The sequence below is a fragment of the Parazoarcus communis genome (assembly GCF_003111645.1).
Taxonomy (GTDB): Bacteria; Pseudomonadota; Gammaproteobacteria; order Burkholderiales; family Rhodocyclaceae; genus Parazoarcus; species Parazoarcus communis_A.
In genome coordinates, this window is sequence record NZ_CP022187.1 from 4,087,052 (window position 1) to 4,105,930 (window position 18,879).

General features: G+C 61.9%; 13 protein-coding genes and 1 riboswitch. Of the genes, 7 read left to right on the forward strand and 6 right to left on the reverse strand.

What is annotated here, in order from left to right; all coding sequences use genetic code 11:
* Positions 1-12: 12 nt before the first annotated feature.
* Positions 13-2,337 (reverse strand): hydantoinase B/oxoprolinase family protein, encoded by a 2,325-nt coding sequence (locus tag CEW83_RS18680; protein WP_108950703.1) that lies wholly within the window; start codon positions 2,335-2,337, stop codon positions 13-15.
* Positions 2,338-2,348: 11 nt separating this feature from the next.
* Positions 2,349-4,496, reverse strand: coding sequence for a hydantoinase/oxoprolinase family protein (locus tag CEW83_RS18685; protein WP_108950704.1), 2,148 nt, complete (start codon positions 4,494-4,496; stop codon positions 2,349-2,351).
* Between the two features lie 435 nt (positions 4,497-4,931).
* Between CEW83_RS18685 and CEW83_RS18690 the strand changes: the two genes are divergently transcribed.
* Positions 4,932-6,923 (forward strand): sigma-54-dependent Fis family transcriptional regulator, encoded by a 1,992-nt coding sequence (locus tag CEW83_RS18690; RefSeq protein ID WP_234418900.1) that lies wholly within the window; start codon positions 4,932-4,934, stop codon positions 6,921-6,923.
* A gap of 154 nt (positions 6,924-7,077) precedes the next feature.
* Here CEW83_RS18690 and thiC read toward each other — a convergent pair whose 3' ends face one another.
* The 3 genes from thiC to CEW83_RS18705 form a co-directional block, all read right to left on the reverse strand.
* Positions 7,078-8,994, reverse strand: coding sequence for a phosphomethylpyrimidine synthase ThiC (gene thiC / locus CEW83_RS18695; RefSeq protein ID WP_108950706.1), 1,917 nt, complete (start codon positions 8,992-8,994; stop codon positions 7,078-7,080).
* 106 nt (positions 8,995-9,100) lie between these two features.
* Positions 9,101-9,964, reverse strand: coding sequence for a bifunctional hydroxymethylpyrimidine kinase/phosphomethylpyrimidine kinase (gene thiD, locus CEW83_RS18700; protein WP_108950707.1), 864 nt, complete (start codon positions 9,962-9,964; stop codon positions 9,101-9,103).
* Positions 9,957-10,056: riboswitch (TPP riboswitch) on the reverse strand. It overlaps the preceding gene by 8 nt.
* A gap of 172 nt (positions 10,057-10,228) precedes the next feature.
* Positions 10,229-11,020, reverse strand: a complete 792-nt coding sequence (locus CEW83_RS18705) for an outer membrane lipoprotein-sorting protein (protein WP_108950708.1) — start codon at positions 11,018-11,020, stop codon at positions 10,229-10,231.
* 43 nt (positions 11,021-11,063) lie between these two features.
* Here CEW83_RS18705 and CEW83_RS18710 point away from each other — a divergent pair, with 43 nt between their 5' ends.
* A complete protein-coding gene (locus CEW83_RS18710) occupies positions 11,064-11,813 on the forward strand; it encodes an ABC transporter ATP-binding protein (RefSeq protein WP_108950709.1) in 750 nt (249 codons plus the stop codon).
* Positions 11,814-11,822: 9 nt separating this feature from the next.
* On the forward strand, positions 11,823-13,136 hold the full coding sequence (locus CEW83_RS18715; RefSeq protein ID WP_159099500.1) for a DUF1302 family protein: 1,314 nt from the start codon (positions 11,823-11,825) through the stop codon (positions 13,134-13,136).
* Positions 13,137-13,167: 31 nt separating this feature from the next.
* Here the strand turns inward: CEW83_RS18715 and CEW83_RS18720 are convergent, their stop codons facing one another.
* A complete protein-coding gene (locus CEW83_RS18720; protein ID WP_108950711.1) occupies positions 13,168-13,815 on the reverse strand; it encodes an N-acyl amino acid synthase FeeM domain-containing protein in 648 nt (215 codons plus the stop codon).
* 333 nt (positions 13,816-14,148) lie between these two features.
* Between CEW83_RS18720 and CEW83_RS18725 the strand changes: the two genes are divergently transcribed.
* The 4 genes from CEW83_RS18725 (at position 14,149) to CEW83_RS18740 (ending at position 18,868) form a co-directional block, all read left to right on the forward strand.
* On the forward strand, positions 14,149-14,778 hold the full coding sequence (locus CEW83_RS18725; RefSeq protein ID WP_199915158.1) for an XrtA/PEP-CTERM system exopolysaccharide export protein: 630 nt from the start codon (positions 14,149-14,151) through the stop codon (positions 14,776-14,778).
* Positions 14,779-14,853: 75 nt separating this feature from the next.
* Positions 14,854-16,398: an XrtA system polysaccharide chain length determinant gene (locus CEW83_RS18730; RefSeq protein ID WP_108950712.1), complete on the forward strand. Its 1,545-nt coding sequence runs from the start codon at positions 14,854-14,856 to the stop codon at positions 16,396-16,398.
* A gap of 12 nt (positions 16,399-16,410) precedes the next feature.
* Positions 16,411-17,352 carry an XrtA-associated tyrosine autokinase gene (locus tag CEW83_RS18735; RefSeq protein ID WP_108950713.1) on the forward strand — a complete coding sequence of 314 codons (942 nt, stop codon included), beginning with the start codon at positions 16,411-16,413 and terminating at the stop codon, positions 17,350-17,352.
* On the forward strand, positions 17,315-18,868 hold the full coding sequence (locus CEW83_RS18740; RefSeq protein ID WP_234418902.1) for a TIGR03016 family PEP-CTERM system-associated outer membrane protein: 1,554 nt from the start codon (positions 17,315-17,317) through the stop codon (positions 18,866-18,868). The genes CEW83_RS18735 and CEW83_RS18740 overlap by 38 nt, the downstream gene beginning before the upstream one ends.
* Positions 18,869-18,879: the final 11 nt, after the last annotated feature.

The following is an 18,879-nucleotide window of genomic DNA, read 5'->3' on the forward strand; positions in this document are numbered from 1 at the left end:
TTGCCTGGGAGGTCACTCTTCGACCTGGACAACGGTCGTGACGTCCGGCATCAGTGAGAGGTCCATGCGATGCTTGGAGCCGTAGGTCGGCACATCGAGTTCGTCTTCCAGCAACTGCCAGTCGGCCGGAAGGGTCCAGAAGTCCTTGAACTGGCGGGTGAACTTCTCCGACAGTGCAAAGCTGGTGGCGAACATGTGCTGCACCTGCACCGACGCATGCTTGTTGAGGATGCGTTCGCGCTCTTCCTTCATCCACTCGCGGGTCGGCAAGGCACGTGCAAGGCGTTCCTTGCGCATCTCGGCACGGCGCGCCTGGGTCGCGGCGGCATCGACCGTGAACACGCCCTTGGCATCCTGCGAGAACACCGCGCCATACACCTTCCGTGCGTACTCGGGGAGCAGGAACTTCTGGTTGAGGTCGCTCTCGATGGCCTTGGGTTCGCGATCGATCGGATCGCCAAAGCCAGGGCCGCCGCGCAGGTAGTTGAGGTAAAGGTCGTGGTTGTCGTAGCAGTCCTCGGTGGTGACGCACTGCTTGTCGCGCTTGACCACCGCGGTGGCATCAATGTGACGCTCGTAGTCCGGATTGCTCGGATCGATATCGCCACCCAGCGGCAGGGAGTCGCCGACGGTGATGCGCTGCTCGAGCCCGGTCTTGTGCGCTTCGAAACGGTAGCCGGTGGCCGAGGGGTAGCCGCCCATCATGCCCCAGTCACTGTTCATGTAGCCGTTGCCCATGAAGAACATCGTCCAGTCCTGGGCGTTCCACACCATGCGCAAGGTCTCGAAGCCGCAACCGCCGCGGTACTTGCCATAGCCACCGGAGTTGGCCTTGACGTTGCGTCCGAGATAGAGCAATGGCTCGGCCATTTCCCAGATCTCGATGTCCCCCATGTCGCCTTCGGGGTTCCAGATGGCGGCGGCGTGGTTCAGGCCGTCCTTGATCGCGCAGGCACCGGTGCCGCAGGACGAGGCTTCGAAGCTGTTGACCGCGTGGATCTCGCCGTCCTGGTTGATGCCACCACCCTGCAGCCAGTTGGAGGTGTTGGCGTTGCCGGCATTGACCTCTTCCAGATAGCCGCGGCTGAAGTAGGACTGGCCGAGGCCGCGCCACAGTGCCGCCCAGCCCGAGACCAGGAAGTGCCAGGCGTAGGCGTGCCCGGTGCGGCGGTCGTCCGGGTTGCACCAGGTGCCCTTGGGCAGGTGGAACTCGGTGGCGTAGTAGGCGCCGTCATTGATGCGCTGGGTCGGTACCAGGGTCTGACACATCATCACCCAGATGCCCGAGGTGAAGGCCACCTGATGGGCATTGAAGGTGTGCCAGCCCCAGCGGCTCGCACCCTCGAAGTCGAGGCGCCACTTGCCGTCCGGCTTGATCGTCATCTCGCAGGGCGAGTGCATGATCGAGTCGAGCTTGGCGAAGGCGTTGGAGACCTGAACGTCGTCGTGGTTGAAAGGCACATCGACAAAGGACACCTTGCGATACTTGCCCGGCAGCGTCATCGCCTTGACGCGGCTCATCAGCCCGCGGCGTCCCTCCTCGATGACCTCCTGCGAGAACTTCTCGTAGGCGTCGAGCCCGTCAGCACGGATCACGTCCTCGACCAGTTCGCGGATCATGTGGCAACCGGCGATTCGGGTCTTTTCGTCGAGGATCCAGTACTTGGGCGTGCGCACCGAACGCTGCGATTCATGCAGCCAGTCGCGCAGCGGCTCGTCATTCACGCCGGTCTTGCGGCAGGTGATCATGTAGCCGTCACCGAAGCGCTGGGTCTGGCCGGTGGACATCGAGCCCGGTGTGACCGCGCCGGTGTCGATGACGTGGGTGACGCCGCCCACCCAGCCGATCAGCTTGCCTTCCCAGAAGATCGGCACGATGGTGGCGATGTCGCAGGGGTGCACGTTGCCGATGGCGCAGTCGTTGGTGGTGAACATGTCGCCGGGGTTGATCGTCGGGTTGGCTTCCCAGTTGTTCTCGATCATGTACTTGATCGCGGCGCCCATCGTCCCGACGTGGATGATGATGCCGGTCGAGGTCAGGATGCAGTCGCCGGCGGCGTTGTACAGCGTGAAGCAGAGCTCGCCTTCCTGCTCGACGATCGGGCTGGCAGCGATCTTCTTGGCGGTTTCACGGGCGTGGACCAGGCCTCCGCGCAGCTTGGAGAACAGCTTCTCGTAGCCGATCGGGTCGCTGTCGCGCAGCTCGAGCTTCTCCAGACCGTCGTAGTAGCCGGTCTCCTTGGTGCGGGCAATGATTGCGTCGCGGTTCTGCTTGAGCGTCAGGCCGCTCTTGAGCAGGTTGCCGACACCGATTTCCTTGTGGCTCATCATATTCATGATCTGTCTCCTTACTTGACTTCTTTGAGGTGGAACAGGCGATGCTTGTCGATCGTCGTTTCGAAGCCGTCGGGCACGACGAAGGTCGTGGCATCGGATTCGATGATGGCGGGGCCCATGATGTAGTTACCGGCCTTGAGCGACTCCATCTTCCACAGTGATGCTTCGACCCACTTCTTGTGGCGGTAGAAGGGGCGGGTGCCGAGATAGGCCTCCTGCGGCGGAGTGGGGCCGGCATCCGGGTCTTCCGGGAGCACCGGCTTCTGCGTCATGACCATGCCGCGCAGAATCGCGCCGGTGATGGAGAAGCCCAGCTCAGGCGAGCGCGCGGAGTTGGCATAGACGCGACCGTAGGTGGTCTCGAAGGTCTCGATGATCTTGTTCCAGTCATCGGCGGTGGATGCGCTGGTGACCGGGGACACGATCTCGAGGTCGTTGAGCTGGCCCATGTACTGCATCTTGTAGCCGGGGATCAGCATCACGTCTTCGGCCTTGTAGCCGTTGATCACGAACTCCTCGATGACCTTGACCGCCAGTTCGCCCCAGGCGTCCTGCAGGCTGGCGCAGGCTGCAGCCTTCTCTGCATCGCTGGCGAACTGCGCCACGCCGAGGTCCACCGATTTGTCGTAGCGGTACTCGAAGTCGGCGCAGGCGCAGCCGAAGGCCGAGAAGCCGGCGGCCCAGGCGGGCACCACGACATCCTTGAATCCGACGCCCTCGGTATAGCCGTAGGTATGCACCGGGCCGGCACCGCCGTAGGAGAAGCAGGTGAACTCGGCCGGGTTGTAGCCCTTGGCGCTGATGTTGGCGCGCAGGTACTCGGACAGGGTGAGGTCGAGCAGTTCGATGACGCCGGCTGCCGCATCTTCGACCGACAGGCCGAGCGGGTCGGCAATCTGCGCCTTGATGTGGTCGCGGGCACGCTGCACGTCGAGCTTGATCGCACCGCCGAGGAAGTTCTCGGGGTTGAGGTAGCCGAGTACGACGTGGCAGTCGGACACCGATACCGTGTCCAGCCCGCTGTCGGCCCAGCAGGTGCCGACGCGATAGCCGGCGCTGTCGGGCCCGAGCTTGATCGATTTGCTGTACGGGTCGAGACGCACGAAGCTGCCGGCGCCGGCACCGACCGAGTCCATGGCGACCAGCGGCAGCGACAGCACCAGGCGTGCCATGTCGGGATCGGACTTGATGGCGAAATTGCCCTTGGTGATCAGCGCCACGTCGAAGCTTGTGCCGCCGATGTCGGAGCAGGCGATGTTCTCGTCACCGAGGTACTCGCCCAGCAGCTTGGAGCCGATGACGCCGCCGATCGGGCCGGACACGATGGTGCGGGCGAGCTCCTTGGCCTTCCAGCTGATCGTGCCGCCGTGTGTGGCCATCACCCGCAGGTCGAACTTGGCGCCATGCTTCTTGAAGCGGTCGCTCACCTTCTTCAGCGTCTGACGCGAAGGTTCGGCGCCGTAAGCTTCCAGAATGGTGGTGTTCATGCGGTGGCTTTCCTTGCGCGACGGGTAGTAATCCACCGAGGCGAAAACCGGAATGTCCACCTTGAGCTTCTGCAACTCATCCTTGGCAAGGTCGCGTGCGCGCTGTTCGCTGATCTCGTTCTTGTGCGACTGCAGCAGACAGATCACGATGGCCTGAGAGCCGGCCTCAACCAGTTCGCGTGTGGCCTGACGGACCTCTTCCTCACGCAGCGGAATGACGATCTTGCCCTGCACGTCGGTGCGCTCGGTGACGCCGCGGGTGCGCGACACGGGTACCAGCGGCTCGTCGTAGCGGTGGGTGTTGAGGTGGATGCGGTCTTCCAGCGCGTAGCCGAGGTAGCTTTGCAGGGCCCGGCCCATGGAGTGGATCTGTTCAAAGCCGCGATTGCAGATCAGGCCGACGTCGAGCCCCTTGCGCATCAGGATGCGGTTGAGCATCGCGGTGCCGGAGTAGACGCAGGTCGCAAGCTCCGGGTAGACGTCGTCCACCGTGCGGTTCCAGTGGGCCAGGGCGTCTTCGGACGAGTTGAAGATGGCCAGCGATTCGTCCCCCGGGTTGCTCTGGGCCTTGCCCACCACAAAGCGCCCATCGGCGCGAACGAAGAAGGTGTCAGTCATCGTGCCACCGGCATCGATGCCCATCACCTGTACGGTTGAGTCCTGAACTTGCATGTCGCCTCCTGTCATTGATGTGTCGGGCTTTGAGACTTTTGCCGACGGCCCTCGCCTGGTGATTCGATTCGCCGGCAAGGCATCTCAGTCGCCCCCGGGGTGTTCCCCTGTGCCAGACATCGCAAGGGCTGTTCCAGGTGCGCACGGAAATGACATCGAGGATGTCAAAAGAAAAACAAATCAATGGGTTAATTATTTTTATGGCGAACGGGGCGGGGTGGCGAGGTGCGTGCTGGAGTGTCCGGATTCCGGACAGTCGGACACTTCTGTCCAGACTTCAGACAGTTCGGCGTACGCCATGTTGCGGTGCACAGATTATTGATTACATTGGGTATTTTCTTGACGTGCGGATGTGGAGGTATTAGTTTTAACCAGACTCGAATCCCGCATCACCGATGGGGCCATTACACGCTGAATATGCATTCATCACATCCCATGATTCCACGTGCAGGTAATGAAAACGCAGTAGCCGACTCCTGGGAGCGCTTCGTGCATGACGATCCGCTCGTGAATGCACCTGTGCGCGATGTCGTTCTTGAATCATGGCGACGCTGCCGGTCCGAAGCGGTCGATCCCTCGCGGGGTCGCGCTCCGACGGCAGACGAGGCATGGGTCAGGTCGCTGCGGGAGAAGCACCATTCGCTGCACGAGGCCGCACGTCCGGTGCTGGATGCGATGAAGGAGGTCCTGCACGAGTCCGGCAGCATCATCATGCTGACCGACCCCAGCGGCACCATCATCGACCTTCATGGCGATGCCCGGGCGCGCAATGCGGGTGAGGCGGTCAATCTGGCGCAGGGCGGGCGCTGGGTTGAGAACGCGATGGGCACCAACGCCATCGGCACGGCGATTGCTGCGCTGAAGCCCGTGCAGATCTACGCCAGCGAACACTATTGTCTCGACGTCAAACGCTGGACTTGCGCGGCTGCACCCATACTCGACCTGACCGGCACGGCCTTGCTGGGCGTGGTCGACGTGTCGGGCGTGAAGGAGACCTTTCACGGGCACAGCCTCGGCCTGGTCATGGCCGCTGCAAAGCAGATCGAGGCCGTCCTTGCGAGCCGTGAACGCGATCTCCACGCCCGACTGCTTGAACATTCGATGGACAGCTTTGTGCGCTTTGGCGGCGACTGCGTCATGGTGTTCGATCGTCGCGGAAGGCTGCTCAAGAGCAATGGGCGGCAGCATCTCGCACGCGAGCAACACGGTGTGCAGTTGCCGGCCATCACCGGGGGCCAGGTCGATGCGCTCGACCTCGATCATTCGCCCGACGAGCGCGCAGTCCGCATGCCGCTCTGGCTGAACAGGGAGTGGCTGCAAGTCGTTCGCACGCCGAGCGGCGAACTGGGAACCATGCTCGTCATCCCGCTGGGTCATGGTTCGGGTGGGCAGACACCGGGTGTGGCTGCGCGCGAGGTGCGCGAACCGGCTTCATGTCCAAAGGCCGATCCATTTGCCGAAATCATCGGCGCATCGGATGCCCTGGTGGCCGCGAAGGCCCGCGCGCAACGTCTGGCCCCCCTGGATCTGCCGGTCATGCTGCTCGGCGAAACCGGGGTCGGCAAGGAGGTGTTTGCGCGGGCGATCCACAAGGCGGGCGTGAAGCCAGACGCACCGTTTGTTGCGGTGAACTGTGGTGCCCTGACCCGCGAACTGCTCGCCAGTGAGTTGTTCGGCTACGTCGAGGGCGCTTTCACCGGTGCGCGCCGCAATGGCTTGCCGGGAAAGTTCGAGCTCGCCGATGGCGGGGTGCTGTTTCTCGATGAGATTGGTGAGATGCCGCTCGACATGCAGCCCCATCTGCTGCGCGTCCTGCAGGATGGCGTCGTGGTACGTCTTGGCGACACGCGCGAGCGTCGGGTGAGCGTCCGGATCATTGCGGCCACCAACCGAGATCTGCGTGGTGAGGTTGCGGCGGGACGCTTCCGTGAAGACCTGTTTCATCGCCTGTGCGTGACAAGCATTCGCCTTCCCGCGTTGCGCGAGCGGCCGGATGACATCAGCCGCATCGTTGATCATCTGAACGCGCGTCTGGCACAGAAGTATGCCTGTCCGGCCAAGCGCATCACGCCGGAGGTTGTCGACGCCTTGTTGCATTACCCCTGGCCCGGGAACGTCCGCGAGTTGCAGAACGTGTTCGAGGGGCTTTTCGCGCTGAGTGACAACGGCCTGATCGACCGCAGCGTATTGCCTGAAGAGCTGGTATCGGCCGGACGGAAAGCAGCATCGCCGGCGGCCTTGCCTGCTGCGGGGCTGAATGGCGCTCGCCTGGAGGATCTGGAGCAACAGGCGATTCTTTCGGCTGTGTCCAATGCCAAGGGGAACATCTCCCAGGCCGCAAGGGCGCTCGGTATTTCGCGCAGTACCCTGTACGTCAAACTGGGCATATTGCGCGGGCGAGCCGACGGGCTGGCGCATCGGCACTGAGGCGGGGGGCGCCGACGCCCGGGCAAGCGGCTGCGGCATGCCCGTCTGCCCGTTGACGGAGGCAGACGTGCCGGGCAAACGACCAGGCAAAAAAGAGCGGGCCGCATCGGGCCCGCTCGTGTGCTGCTGTCAGCTGCCGGTGGCAGCCCGTGCCTTACACGTTCCGATAGACCTCGGCGCCACTCTTCACGAATTCCACCGCTTTCACTTCCATGCCCTTCTTCAGCGCATCGATTTCGCTGATGCCCTGCTGGGCGGCGAAGTCGCGCACGTCCTGAGTGATCTTCATCGAGCAGAAGTGGGGGCCACACATCGAGCAGAAGTGCGCGACCTTGGCGGAATCCTTGGGCAGGGTCTCGTCGTGGAATTCCTTGGCCTTGTCAGGGTCGAGGCCAAGGTTGAACTGATCTTCCCAGCGGAACTCGAAGCGCGCCTTCGACAGCGCGTTGTCACGGATCTGCGAACCCGGATGACCCTTGGCGAGGTCGGCGGCGTGGGCGGCGAGCTTGTAGGTGATGATGCCTTCCTTCACGTCCTGCTTGTTGGGCAGGCCGAGGTGCTCCTTGGGCGTCACGTAGCACAGCATCGCGGTGCCGTACCAGCCGATGGTGGCCGCACCGATGCCGCTGGTGATGTGGTCGTAGCCGGGGGCGATGTCGGTGGTCAGCGGCCCCAGGGTGTAGAAGGGGGCTTCATGGCACTGCTCGAGTTGCAGGTCCATGTTTTCCTTGATCATGTGCATCGGCACGTGGCCGGGGCCTTCGATCATCACCTGCACGTCGTGCTTCCACGCGATCTGGGTGAGTTCGCCCAGGGTCTTGAGCTCGCCGAGCTGGGCTTCGTCGTTGGCGTCGTAGATCGAGCCCGGACGCAGGCCGTCGCCGAGGCTGAAGGCCACGTCGTAGGCCTTCATGATTTCGCAGATGTCCTCGAAGTGGGTGTAGAGGAAGCTCTCCTGGTGATGCGCCAGGCACCACTTGGCCATGATCGAGCCGCCGCGCGACACGATGCCGGTCATGCGGTTGGCGGTGAGCGGGATGTAGCGCAGCAGCACGCCGGCGTGGATGGTGAAGTAGTCCACGCCCTGTTCGGCCTGCTCGATGAGGGTGTCGCGGAAGATCTCCCAGGTCAGGTCCTCGGCCTTGCCGTCGACCTTTTCCAGTGCCTGGTAGATCGGCACGGTGCCGATCGGCACTGGCGAGTTGCGGATGATCCACTCGCGGGTTTCGTGAATGTTCTTGCCGGTCGACAGATCCATCACCGTGTCGCCGCCCCAGCGGATGGCCCAGGTCATCTTGTCGACCTCTTCCGAGATGGACGAGCCCAGGGCCGAGTTGCCGATGTTGGCGTTGATCTTCACCAGGAAGTTGCGGCCGATGATCATCGGCTCGGATTCGGGGTGGTTGATGTTGTTGGGGATGATGGCGCGGCCGCGGGCGACTTCGTCACGCACGAACTCGGGGGTGATCTCTTCCGGGATCGATGCGCCGAAGTGCTGGCCCGGGTGCTGTCGGCCGAGCAGCGCGGCCATCTTGTTGCCGGTGGGGCCGGCGGCCTTGAGCGATTCGATGTAGGCCTTGCGGTTGAGGTTCTCGCGGATGGCGATGTATTCCATCTCGGGGGTGATGATGCCGCGGCGGGCGTAGTGCATCTGCGACACGTTCGCACCGGGTTTGGCGCGACGTGGCTTGCGGTGCAGGCCGGGGAAGCGCAGTTCGTCGAGCTTGGCGTCGGCGGCGCGGATGCGGCCGAACTCGGAGGAGAGGTCGGACAGCACCTCGGTGTCGCCACGCTCTTCGATCCAGCCGGCGCGCAGGGCGGGCAGGCCGGAGCGGATGTCGATCTTCGCGGTCGGGTCGGAGTAGGGGCCGGAGCAGTCGTAGACGTAGATCGGCGGGTTGGGCTCGGCACCGAAGGACGCGGGGGTGTCGCTCTGGCGGATCTCGCGCATCGGCACCTGGATGTCAGCGCGGCTGCCGGCGATGTAGACCTTGCGCGAGTTTGGCAGCGGCGCGATGGCGGCTTCGTCGACGTGGGCGCTCGAGGCGATGAATTTTTCGCTGGCGTTCATTGCTTGTCTCCTGATGGGGCGGGTTCGTTGGCCGGTGAGTCAGTACGTGTCCGGCAGGTTGTTGTATGTGTGTGGCGGGCCGGCGTCCTTGCCGGTTGCCGCTGCATTAAGCGCCGGGCCTGGGCCACATGGCGTGGAAATGATGTACCGGGCCATGTCCATGGCCGACTGAGAGCTCGCCCGAATGGGCGATGGCGCCGAGCAGCCATTGCCGTGCCTGTCGCACCGCGGCCTCCACCGGCCTGAAACCGCCGGTGTGATGTGGCAGCAGGGCGGCGATTGCCGATGACAGCGTGCAGCCGGTGCCGTGGGTGTTCTTCGTTTCAATGCGCGGGGCAGGCAGTTCAATCATCTGGTCGCCATCGAACAGCAAGTCGACCAGATCGTTGCCTGGCAGGTGGCCGCCCTTGAGCATTACCCAGCGTTCGCTCGACAAGGGCAGCAGTTCGCGCAGGCGCTCGGCAGCACGGTACATTTCCTTGACCGATTCGGGCGCGCGCTGCTCAAGCAGCACGCCCGCTTCGGGCAGATTGGGCGTGATCATGAAGGCTTGTGGAAAGAGCGCATCGCGCATCATGTTGATTGCGCTCTTGGCCAGCAGCGAATCGCCGCTCTTGGCGACCATGACCGGATCCAGCACCACGTTGGCTGCCTGCCAGTGGCCAAGACGGTCGGCTACCGTTGCAGTGACTTCAGCGCTCCCCAGCATGCCGATCTTGGTGGCGTGCAGGCTGACATCACTGAACAGGGTGTCGATCTGCAGACGCAGAAAGTCGGTGGGCGGCACATGCACGCCGGTCACGGCCTGGGTGCTCTGTGCAGTGAGCGCGGCGACGACGCCGCAGCCGTAGGCGCCAAGTGCCGAAAACGTCTTGAGGTCGGCGAACACGCCCGCACCGCCTGACGGATCGACGCCAGCGATGGAAACGACATTCGGAACGGAGCTCGAGCGGACAGGTGATGATTTCATGCTTGCGTTTCCCTACGCCGGTACAAGCCGGGTCAGGTTCGAAGGGTTTCTCTCAGCACGCACCGGATGTGCGGGCACCCCCAACGGCAGACGGACGATACTGGATGGAGGCTGGCGTGACAAGGGATGGGCTATGGGCGGACAGGCTGGGACGAGTCGGCCCTGTGGCTGCGCCGGCCGGGGATGCGCCTGTAACGGGCATCTCCGCGGAGTCGGGGCGAAGGCGGTTACCAGTGACCGGTTGCAGCCCGCCAGTTCTGGCGCTCAGCCCAGACGACGCAGGTACTCGCGGGTGAACAGGCGCTCGGGCAGGTCCTGCAGAACCATGTTCGAATAGCTCAAGACCGAGACTTCGCCTTTCTTGAGGGCATCTTCCATGACCAGGCGGGTGGGGCGAACGCGGCCGGCGAGTTCGCGGAACTCCTCGTAGCGGCAGGACTTGAGCAGACGACCGGAGAGCGCGAAGAACTCGGCCTTCAGGGGGCGCCCGTCCTTTTCGCTGACCCAGTACTTGACCTTGGCGTAGGTGACGCCGCGATCGACTGCGGTGAGGTCGAGGACATGGGCGTTGATGCCGTCGAGCACTTCCGTGCCGACCAGGATCGGCGTGTAATCGCCGGCAAAGTTCGCGCGCGCCAGATCGCCGTTGGCAACCTGCCCAGTCAGGCGCTGCGCGAGCGAGAGCCGCACGGGCTGAGACACGCTGGGCATGAAGATCCACAGGTCGCGGCCACGCATGAGCAAGGCCTGACCGCGTTCCGATACGGGTTCGAGGGTGAGTACGATGGTGTTCTCGTTACCCCGCGAGAGGATGCGGAACTTGCGCGTCTCGCCCGGCTGCCCGTCGCTGAAGTTCTGTACCTCGATTTCGGTCTGGAAACTGTCGCGCGGGAAGCGGATCTCGTCCGCCTTGGTCACGATGCGCACCGCAGCCTCATCCACGGGGGCCTCGGCCGCGTCTTCGGCAGCCCATGCCGAGGGGGCGATCGCAGGCGCAAGCAGGCCGCTGGCGAACATGCCGAGGAATTTCCGGCGGGATCGGAAGTGATCGGTCATGAGTGGTATCCTTTTGGCGTTTTCATAACTGTGTGGCCCTGCCATGCCGCTCGTTCGTGTCGAAAACGTAAGCAAGCATTATCGCCTCGGCGAGCAGGATGTTCAGGCCCTGACCGACATCTCGCTGGCCATCGAGCCGGGTGTCTTTCTTGCCATCGCCGGTCCGTCGGGCAGTGGCAAGTCGACCCTGCTCAACATCATTGGTTGCATCGATACGCCAAGCAGCGGGAAGGTCATCATAAACGGCCAGGATGTCTCCGGCCAGACGCCAGATCAACTGGCTGACGTTCGCGCGCGCACCCTTGGGTTCATTTTTCAGACCTTCAACCTGTTGCCGGTGCTGTCCGCAGAAGAAAATGTCGAGTATCCGCTGTTGCAGCTTCCTGAACTCAGCAAGGCGGAGCGGCAGGAACGGGTGAAGCACTATCTGGCCATGGTCGGCCTCACCAAGTACGCGGGGCATCGTCCGAATCAGCTCTCTGGCGGACAGCGGCAGCGGGTGGCGATTGCACGCGCGCTGGCTACGCACTCGAAGATGGTCCTGGCCGACGAGCCAACGGCCAACCTCGACAGCAAGACCGGCGCGAGCATTCTGAAGCTGATGAAGGACATCAACCGCAAGCACGGTACGACCTTTGTGTTTTCCACTCACGACCGCAAGGTCATGAACATGGCCGACCGCCTCGTCCGGATCGCGGATGGTCAGATCGTTGCACTCGGCATGCGTGCCGAGGGGCGGTGGGTATTCGTGCAGGACAAGCGCCCGCAGGGCGAAGAAGATCCCGAAGTCTAGGAGCCTGGAATGCGATTGTTGAAAGGAATGCTGCTTGCAGCAGCGTGCGCCGGCAGCCCGGTGGTGATGGCTGCGGATGATCTGGATCTCGACGCTTTGCTCGATGTCGGATCGCCCAAAGAGAGTGAGGGCAGCGGCATCCGTCTGGGCGGCTATGCCGAGTTCGGCGGCGCTTATACCTTGCCGGACGAGGGGCACTGGTCGAAGCTGCGTGCCCGCATGGAGCTGGCTGCAAGTGGAAACCTCGGAAACGGATTGCGCTGGAAGGTTTCCGGGCGGGTCGATGCAGACGGTGCGCCCGATCTGGAGCGCAACTACTACTCCGGCGCGGTCAGGCGAGACCAGCGTACCGATGCGACCCTGCGCGAGGCCTATCTCGATGTGCCGGTGGGTGACTGGGAGTTCCGTCTTGGCCGGCAGCAGATCATCTGGGGGGAAATGGTCGGCTTCTTCTTTGCCGATGTGGTTTCGGGCCGGGACATGCGTGAGTTCCTGCTGCCCGAATTTGAATCGATACGGATCCCGCAGTGGGCGGCGCGTGCGGAGTATTTCGGCGGCGAGACCCATTTCGAGTTGCTATGGGTGCCAGTTGCCAGCTATGACAAGGTCGGTAAGCCGGGAACGGATTTCTATCCCTATCCCTTCTTGCCGTCCGGCACGCATGTGAAGGAGAAAACGCCTGCGCACGATGTGCGCAACGGCAACTGGGGTTTACGGGCTTCGCGTCTGATCGACGGCTGGGATCTGTCGGCCTTCTACTACGACAGCCTGAACGTGGAGCCGACGCTGTATCGCACCTCGGTGACACCGACCTACGAACTGCGGCATGACCGCATCCACCAGACCGGCGGCACGTTCAGCAAGGACATGGGGCAGTTCGTGCTCAAGGGTGAGGCGGTTTATACCCGTGGTCGGCGCTTCAACACGCTTGACCCTGCTGCGACCTATGGATTGAAGTCGTCTCCTACGCTGGACTATGCGGTCGGCGTTGATGTGCCGTTTGGCAGTGAGTGGCGAGTGAATGCCCAGTACTTCGCACGGGTTCATTTTGATCACGCGGAGGGGATGTATGTCGAGCGCGAAGAGCCTGGTGTAACCCTGCAGGTGGTGCGAACGATCGGGAGCGATTTCGAGGTCGAGTTTCTCGCTGCATCGAGCCTGATTCGAAACGATTACATGCTGCGCCCCAAACTGACCTGGAAGTTCGCGCCCGAGTGGCGTGCATTGATAGGGGTCGATCACTTCGAAGGGCGGTCCACCGCCTTGTTTGGCCGATTCGATGACAGCGACAGGGTGTATTTCGAGGTTCGCCGCTGGTTCTGATCGAGGCTGACCTCGCGGTTCAGCGGCGAGGTCAGCGCAGCAGCTGGGCAGTCAGTTGTCGCTGCAGCGCGAGCATTTCAGCCGGCGGTGCGAACAGCCGGTACAGACTGCGGGTCGAGCTTGTCTCCTTCCCCGCATGCTGTGCGATGAGTTCGTCGACTTCCTGCTGGGACATGTGCATCAGCACTGCGGGTGCGCCAACACGGGGGCAGACCCGTTCTTCCCCGACCACCCGATAACCCAGCATTCGGCGGTAAAAGCCTGCATGGCGTGGATGAACCTCGATGAAAAGGTCCGTCATCCGGTAAATTCGGCGGGTCAATAGATAGACCAGCTGGAACAGATCGGCCATGACGTCAGCGGAATTGTGTTCCGGGTCCATCGCCATCCGGGTGACCTCGCAGACCCTTCCGCCGCGCGCGCGAGCAGCATCGATCTCGGGGCGGTAGAGCGTATCGGCCATCAGGCCATTCTCGGAATCGATACCAACCGTTAGCGTGGCAAAGAGATGGTCGCCGCGACAGGCCACGATCGTGGTCTGATGCTCGGTCTGCGCGAGTTCCGGATGGTAGATCTGCAGGCCGCGCGTCGAATACATGCGTTCGATCAGCGCAGAGATGTGGTGCTGAAGCCCGGTGAAGCCGTTTGCGCAACGGATATGATATCCGTCGCGGATCATGGCGAACTCCACGCTTGTGTCATCATCCGGGTGTGGCAAACGCTCCAGTTTCGTTGCGTGCCCGGAGGGAGTGCGCATCGAATCACGAGTTTTTGCTTCCGAGGGCAGTCTGCAACGAGCGTTCATGCTTGGATTCGTGGCGCGTCCCTGCAAGGGGAGAGATTTGGAGTGGATGTGTTTCTGCAAATGCGAGCGACTTTATCGGTCCTTAAGATCGCAGGCTGTAAGCGATTGTGTAATTGTTCCTTCGGGCGGACTGACGTATCTTCGTAGCATGTGGGTAAATCTCAGGGCGTATCATAGGCGTCGTTCAGAAATAGGGGTAGGGTGACCATGAGTAAACAAGCTTCGAACGTGTGGGCGGGGTTCCGTCGTTTCCTGGGTCTGTCGCTGCTTGCCGGCCTGCTGGGTGGCTGCGCATCCTCGTTTCCGCCTGCGCCGATGGCCGCTGCGGATGCCGATTACAATTATGTAATCGGGGCAGGAGATTCCGTGAACATCGTGGTGTGGCGCAATCCGGAGTTGTCGATGTCGGTGCCGGTACGCCCGGATGGCAAGATCACGACGCCGCTGGTCGAGGATCTTCCTGCGCTGGGCAAGGACTCAACGACGCTCGCTCGGGATATCGAGAAAGAGTTGTCCAAGTTCATTCGCGAACCGGTCGTGACCGTCATCGTTACCGGTTTCGTTGGTCCGTACAGCGAGCAGATTCGTGTAGTGGGCGAAGCGGGCAAGCCGCAGATCCTGCCTTACCAGCAGAAGATGACCCTGCTCGACGTCATGATCGCCGTGGGCGGCATCACCGAATTCGCCGACGGCAATGGTGCGACGATCCTGCGCACCGGCGAAGGCAACAAGCAGTACAGCGTGCGGATCAAGGACTTGATCAAGCGTGGCGATGTCTCGGCCAACGTCGAGATGCGTCCCGGCGATGTGCTGATCATTCCGCAAAGCTGGTTCTGATCACTTTTCCTTCAACCAGCCTCGCCTGCCTTCCTGCGTCGGAAGGCAGTGCATAGGCGTGACCAAGACTGACCCATGGAAGAACTCGTAAGACAGCTTATCGGTTACCTGCGCGACATGTGGCGTTTCCGCTGGTGGGGACTGGCGATGGCCTGGATTGTCGGTGCCGTCGGCGGTGTTGTGATTTACACGATGCCCGATAAATACGAGTCCTCTGCTCGCGTGTTCGTCGATACCCAGTCGATTCTGCGTCCGTTGATGTCGGGCCTCGCGGTGCAGCCCAATGTCGATCAGCAGATTGCGATTCTGAGCCGGACCTTGATCAGTCGGCCCAACGTCGAGAAGCTGATCACCATGGCCGATCTTGATCTCGGGGTGAAGGATGCTGCGCAGCGCGAGGCCTTGATCACGACGCTGTCCAAGGGCTTGCAGATCAGGGGTACCGGGCGTGACAACCTCTTTACCCTGGCTTATGCCGATGTCGAGGCAGCACGGGCGCAGCGTATTGTTCAGGCGCTGGTTTCCCTGTTTGTCGAGTCCGGCCTGGGCGGTAAGCGACAGGATTCCGATACGGCTCGCCGCTTCATCGAGGAGCAGATCAAGAATTACGAGCAGAAACTCGTCGATGCAGAGAACCGCCTCAAGGAGTTCCGCCTCAAGAACATGGCGCTGCTCGGTGATGGCGCACGCGACTATGTCACCCAGATCGCTCAGTTGAATGGGCAGCTTGCCCAGGCGAAGCTGGAATTGCGCGAGGCGGAGAACTCCCGTGATGCCATGCAGCGCCAACTGGTTGGTGAGGAGCCGGTATTATTGCCGCAGACACCGAATGCCTCGAACGTATCGATTCCTGAGATCGATGGCCGGATTGACGCGCTCAAGCGCAACCTCGATGACATGATGCAGCGCTACACCGACAAGCATCCTGATGTGATTGGCGCGCGTCGGGTCATCGAACAGCTTGAGCAGCAAAAGCTCGAAGAGGTCGAGGCCCGTCGCAAGGCCGGACCGGGGCAGTTCGGGGCGCTCAACTCGAATCCGGTCTTCCAGCAGATGAAGCTTTCGCTGGCCGAGTCCGAGTCACGAGTGGCGTCGATGCGGGCACGCGTTAGCGAGTACGAGTCCCGCCTTGCGCAGCTGGAGAGCTCGGCCAAGATGCTGCCTGAACTCGAAGCCGAGATGACACAGCTCAATCGGGACTACGCGGTTCATAAGACGAACTACGATAGCCTCGTGGCGCGGCGTGAGTCCGCCAATATCGCGGTGGAAATGGACAATCAGTCGGGTATTGCCGAGTTTCGCCTGATTGACCCGCCCAGCTTGCCGGTCAAGCCTTCAGCACCGAATCGTTTGTTGCTGATGCCGGTGGCTGGTGCTGCGGGCTTGGCAATCGGGCTTGCGCTGACCTTTTTGCTCAGCCAGCTCAGGCCCTCGTTTGTCGATGGTCGCAGCCTGCGCGAGGTGACCGGCTTGCCGGTGCTGGGCACGGTATCCATGCTTTCGACGCCCGAGCGCCGTCGTGCGAGGCTGCGTGGTCTGTTCGCGTTTGGCGGCGGGCTTGCTGGATTCGTCGGTGCTATCGGTATTGCCACTGTGGTTCTGAACATCATTCAGGGATAAGCGGAAGAGCTGATGAGCCTTATCGAAAAAGCAGTACAGCGTCTCGATGCACTCAAGCAGGCCAGCGGGGTGGAGGAGCAAGTCGCCCCGCAGGCAGAACGGGTCGTGAACGAGGTGGCGCATGATCCAGTGCTCGATGCCGGCCGGACGTCGTCTTCGGTTCCCCTCGCAGATCCCGTGCCGACGCCTAATCCGAGCGTCTCCCGTGACGTTCACATTGATCTCCAGAGACTTGGCGCAATGGGGATGGTGACCCCGGATGTGCCGCGCTCGGCGATCGCCGAGGAGTTTCGCCTCATCAAGCGGCCGCTTCTGCGCAATGCCACAGTCAGTGGGCCTGCCGAGATCGAGAATGGCAGTCTGATCATGGTGACGAGTGCAATGCCTGGGGAGGGGAAGTCTTTCACCGCCATCAACCTTGCAGTTTCCATGGCAATGGAGCTCGATTACACGGTGTTGCTGGTGGATGCCGACGTGTCCCGCCCCTCGGTGCTCAACCGCCTTGGTCTGCCACCCGAAAGAGGTTTGATGGACGTTCTCTCGGGCGAGGTTTCCGACCTTGGCGATGTTCTGCTCAGGACCAACATCGAGAAACTTTCGATTCTGCCCGCCGGGATGCCTCACCCCCGGGCGACCGAGATGCTGGCGTCGGAGTCCATGAACCGTCTGCTTGAGCAGATTGCGAATCGCTATGCGGACCGCATTATCGTGTTCGATTCGCCACCCTTGCTGGTCACCACCGAGGCTCGCGTGCTGGCAACGCACATGGGGCAGGTCGTAATCGTGGTCGAAGCCGGGCACACCACGCACGCCACGGTCAAGCAGGCGCTGGCGACGATCGAGAACTGTCCGGTCAAGTTGATGGTGCTGAACAAGTCCCGTGAAAATGCCGCGGGTTCCTACTATGGATATGGGTATGGCTATGGTGCAGAACCCCGTTCTGAAGCGGCCTGATCGTTCGGCAGGTGCTTTGCGCCTGCTGGTGCTTGCCTTGGGGGCAATCGGTGCGTCAAGCGCATATGCGCAGACGGTCTCCGTGACGCCAAGCGTGCAGAGTCGGCTGACCTGGACCGACAACGTCGGCGCTTCCAGTGACAAGGAATCCGACTGGATCGCCGAGATCTCTCCAGGCATTACCGTTTCGCGCAAGAGTGGTCGATTCAATGGCCTTCTTAACGCGCAACTTCGGAATGTAGGATATGCCAACGACAGCAGTCGCAACACGTCCTTTCTTGCCTTGCAGGGCAGTGGCCAGATTGAGGCGGTTGAGAATCTGTTTTTCGTCGACCTGAATGCGAACATCAGTCGCAACAATCTCTCTGCGTTTTCAGGGCGTAGCAGCAGTGACGACTTGAGCGTCGACGAAAACAACGAAACGCGTACGTGGTCGATCGGCCCCAGACTCGAGTTTCGCCTTGGGGATACTGCGAGAGGTTCTTTACGTTACAAGGCCAGTTGGCTGGATTCCGGCGGGTCGGCAGTTGGTGGTCAGCGGTTGAATGAACTCACTGCACAGGCGAGTGATCCGGCGGCAGTCAGGGTGTTCGGCTGGGGGCTGAGTTACAGCCGCAGTGAATCCGAGTATGACGCGTCGGCCAGTCGCGACGTGACCGAGGAGGTTGGGCGCGCAACGCTTTTCATCAATCTGACGCCACAGTTGCGCCTGCGCGCCATTGGTGGATACGAGAAGAACGATTACGCCAGCACCGAGGACGAGAAAGGCAGCATTTATGGTGCCGGCTTCGATTGGAATCCGACTGAGCGCACGGCCATCTCGGGAACGACCGAGGAGCGTGTTTTCGGGCGGGGGTACAATTTCAGCCTGAAGCATCGCGCGCAGCGCTCGACCTGGGATCTGAGCTATGTGAAGGATATTTCGTCTTCGCTGCAGACGCTGGGCGGCGGGATCTATCAGGACCCTCAGTTCCTTGCGTTTTTCAATGACGCAACGCTGGTGGCGGCGATCCCGGACGATTTGCAACGCGAGGCGTTCGTACGCATTCTGCTGGGCTATCCTGCGACCGGCGGCACCGGCGACATCGTCTCGAACGCCCACTTCGTGTCGAAAACCTGGCGTGCTGCCTTTTCTTTGCTTGGTCTCCGCAATTCGCTTACCGTCTCTGCCCAGCAGTCCGATCGCTCAAGCCTGAGTTCGATTACGGGTTTGTCTTCAGACGACGACTTTGCCCTGTCCGATACCATCAAGACGACGTCGCTTACGGTGTCCTTCAATCACAAGCTCTCTGGCATTTCGTCACTCAATACTGCGGTCACGCATTCGCGCTCAGAGGGTGCGTCAGGCACCGGACTGGATACCAAGCGCTTGACGGCGACCGTCGGGCTGACCACCAAACTGGGCCCCCGAACCAATGCCGGGTTGACGTACCGCTACCAGCGTTCGGATGGCAGTTCTGCGTCGAGCGATTTCACCGAGAATGCGTTGACGGCCAACCTCGGCATGACCTTCTGATCGGCCCACTG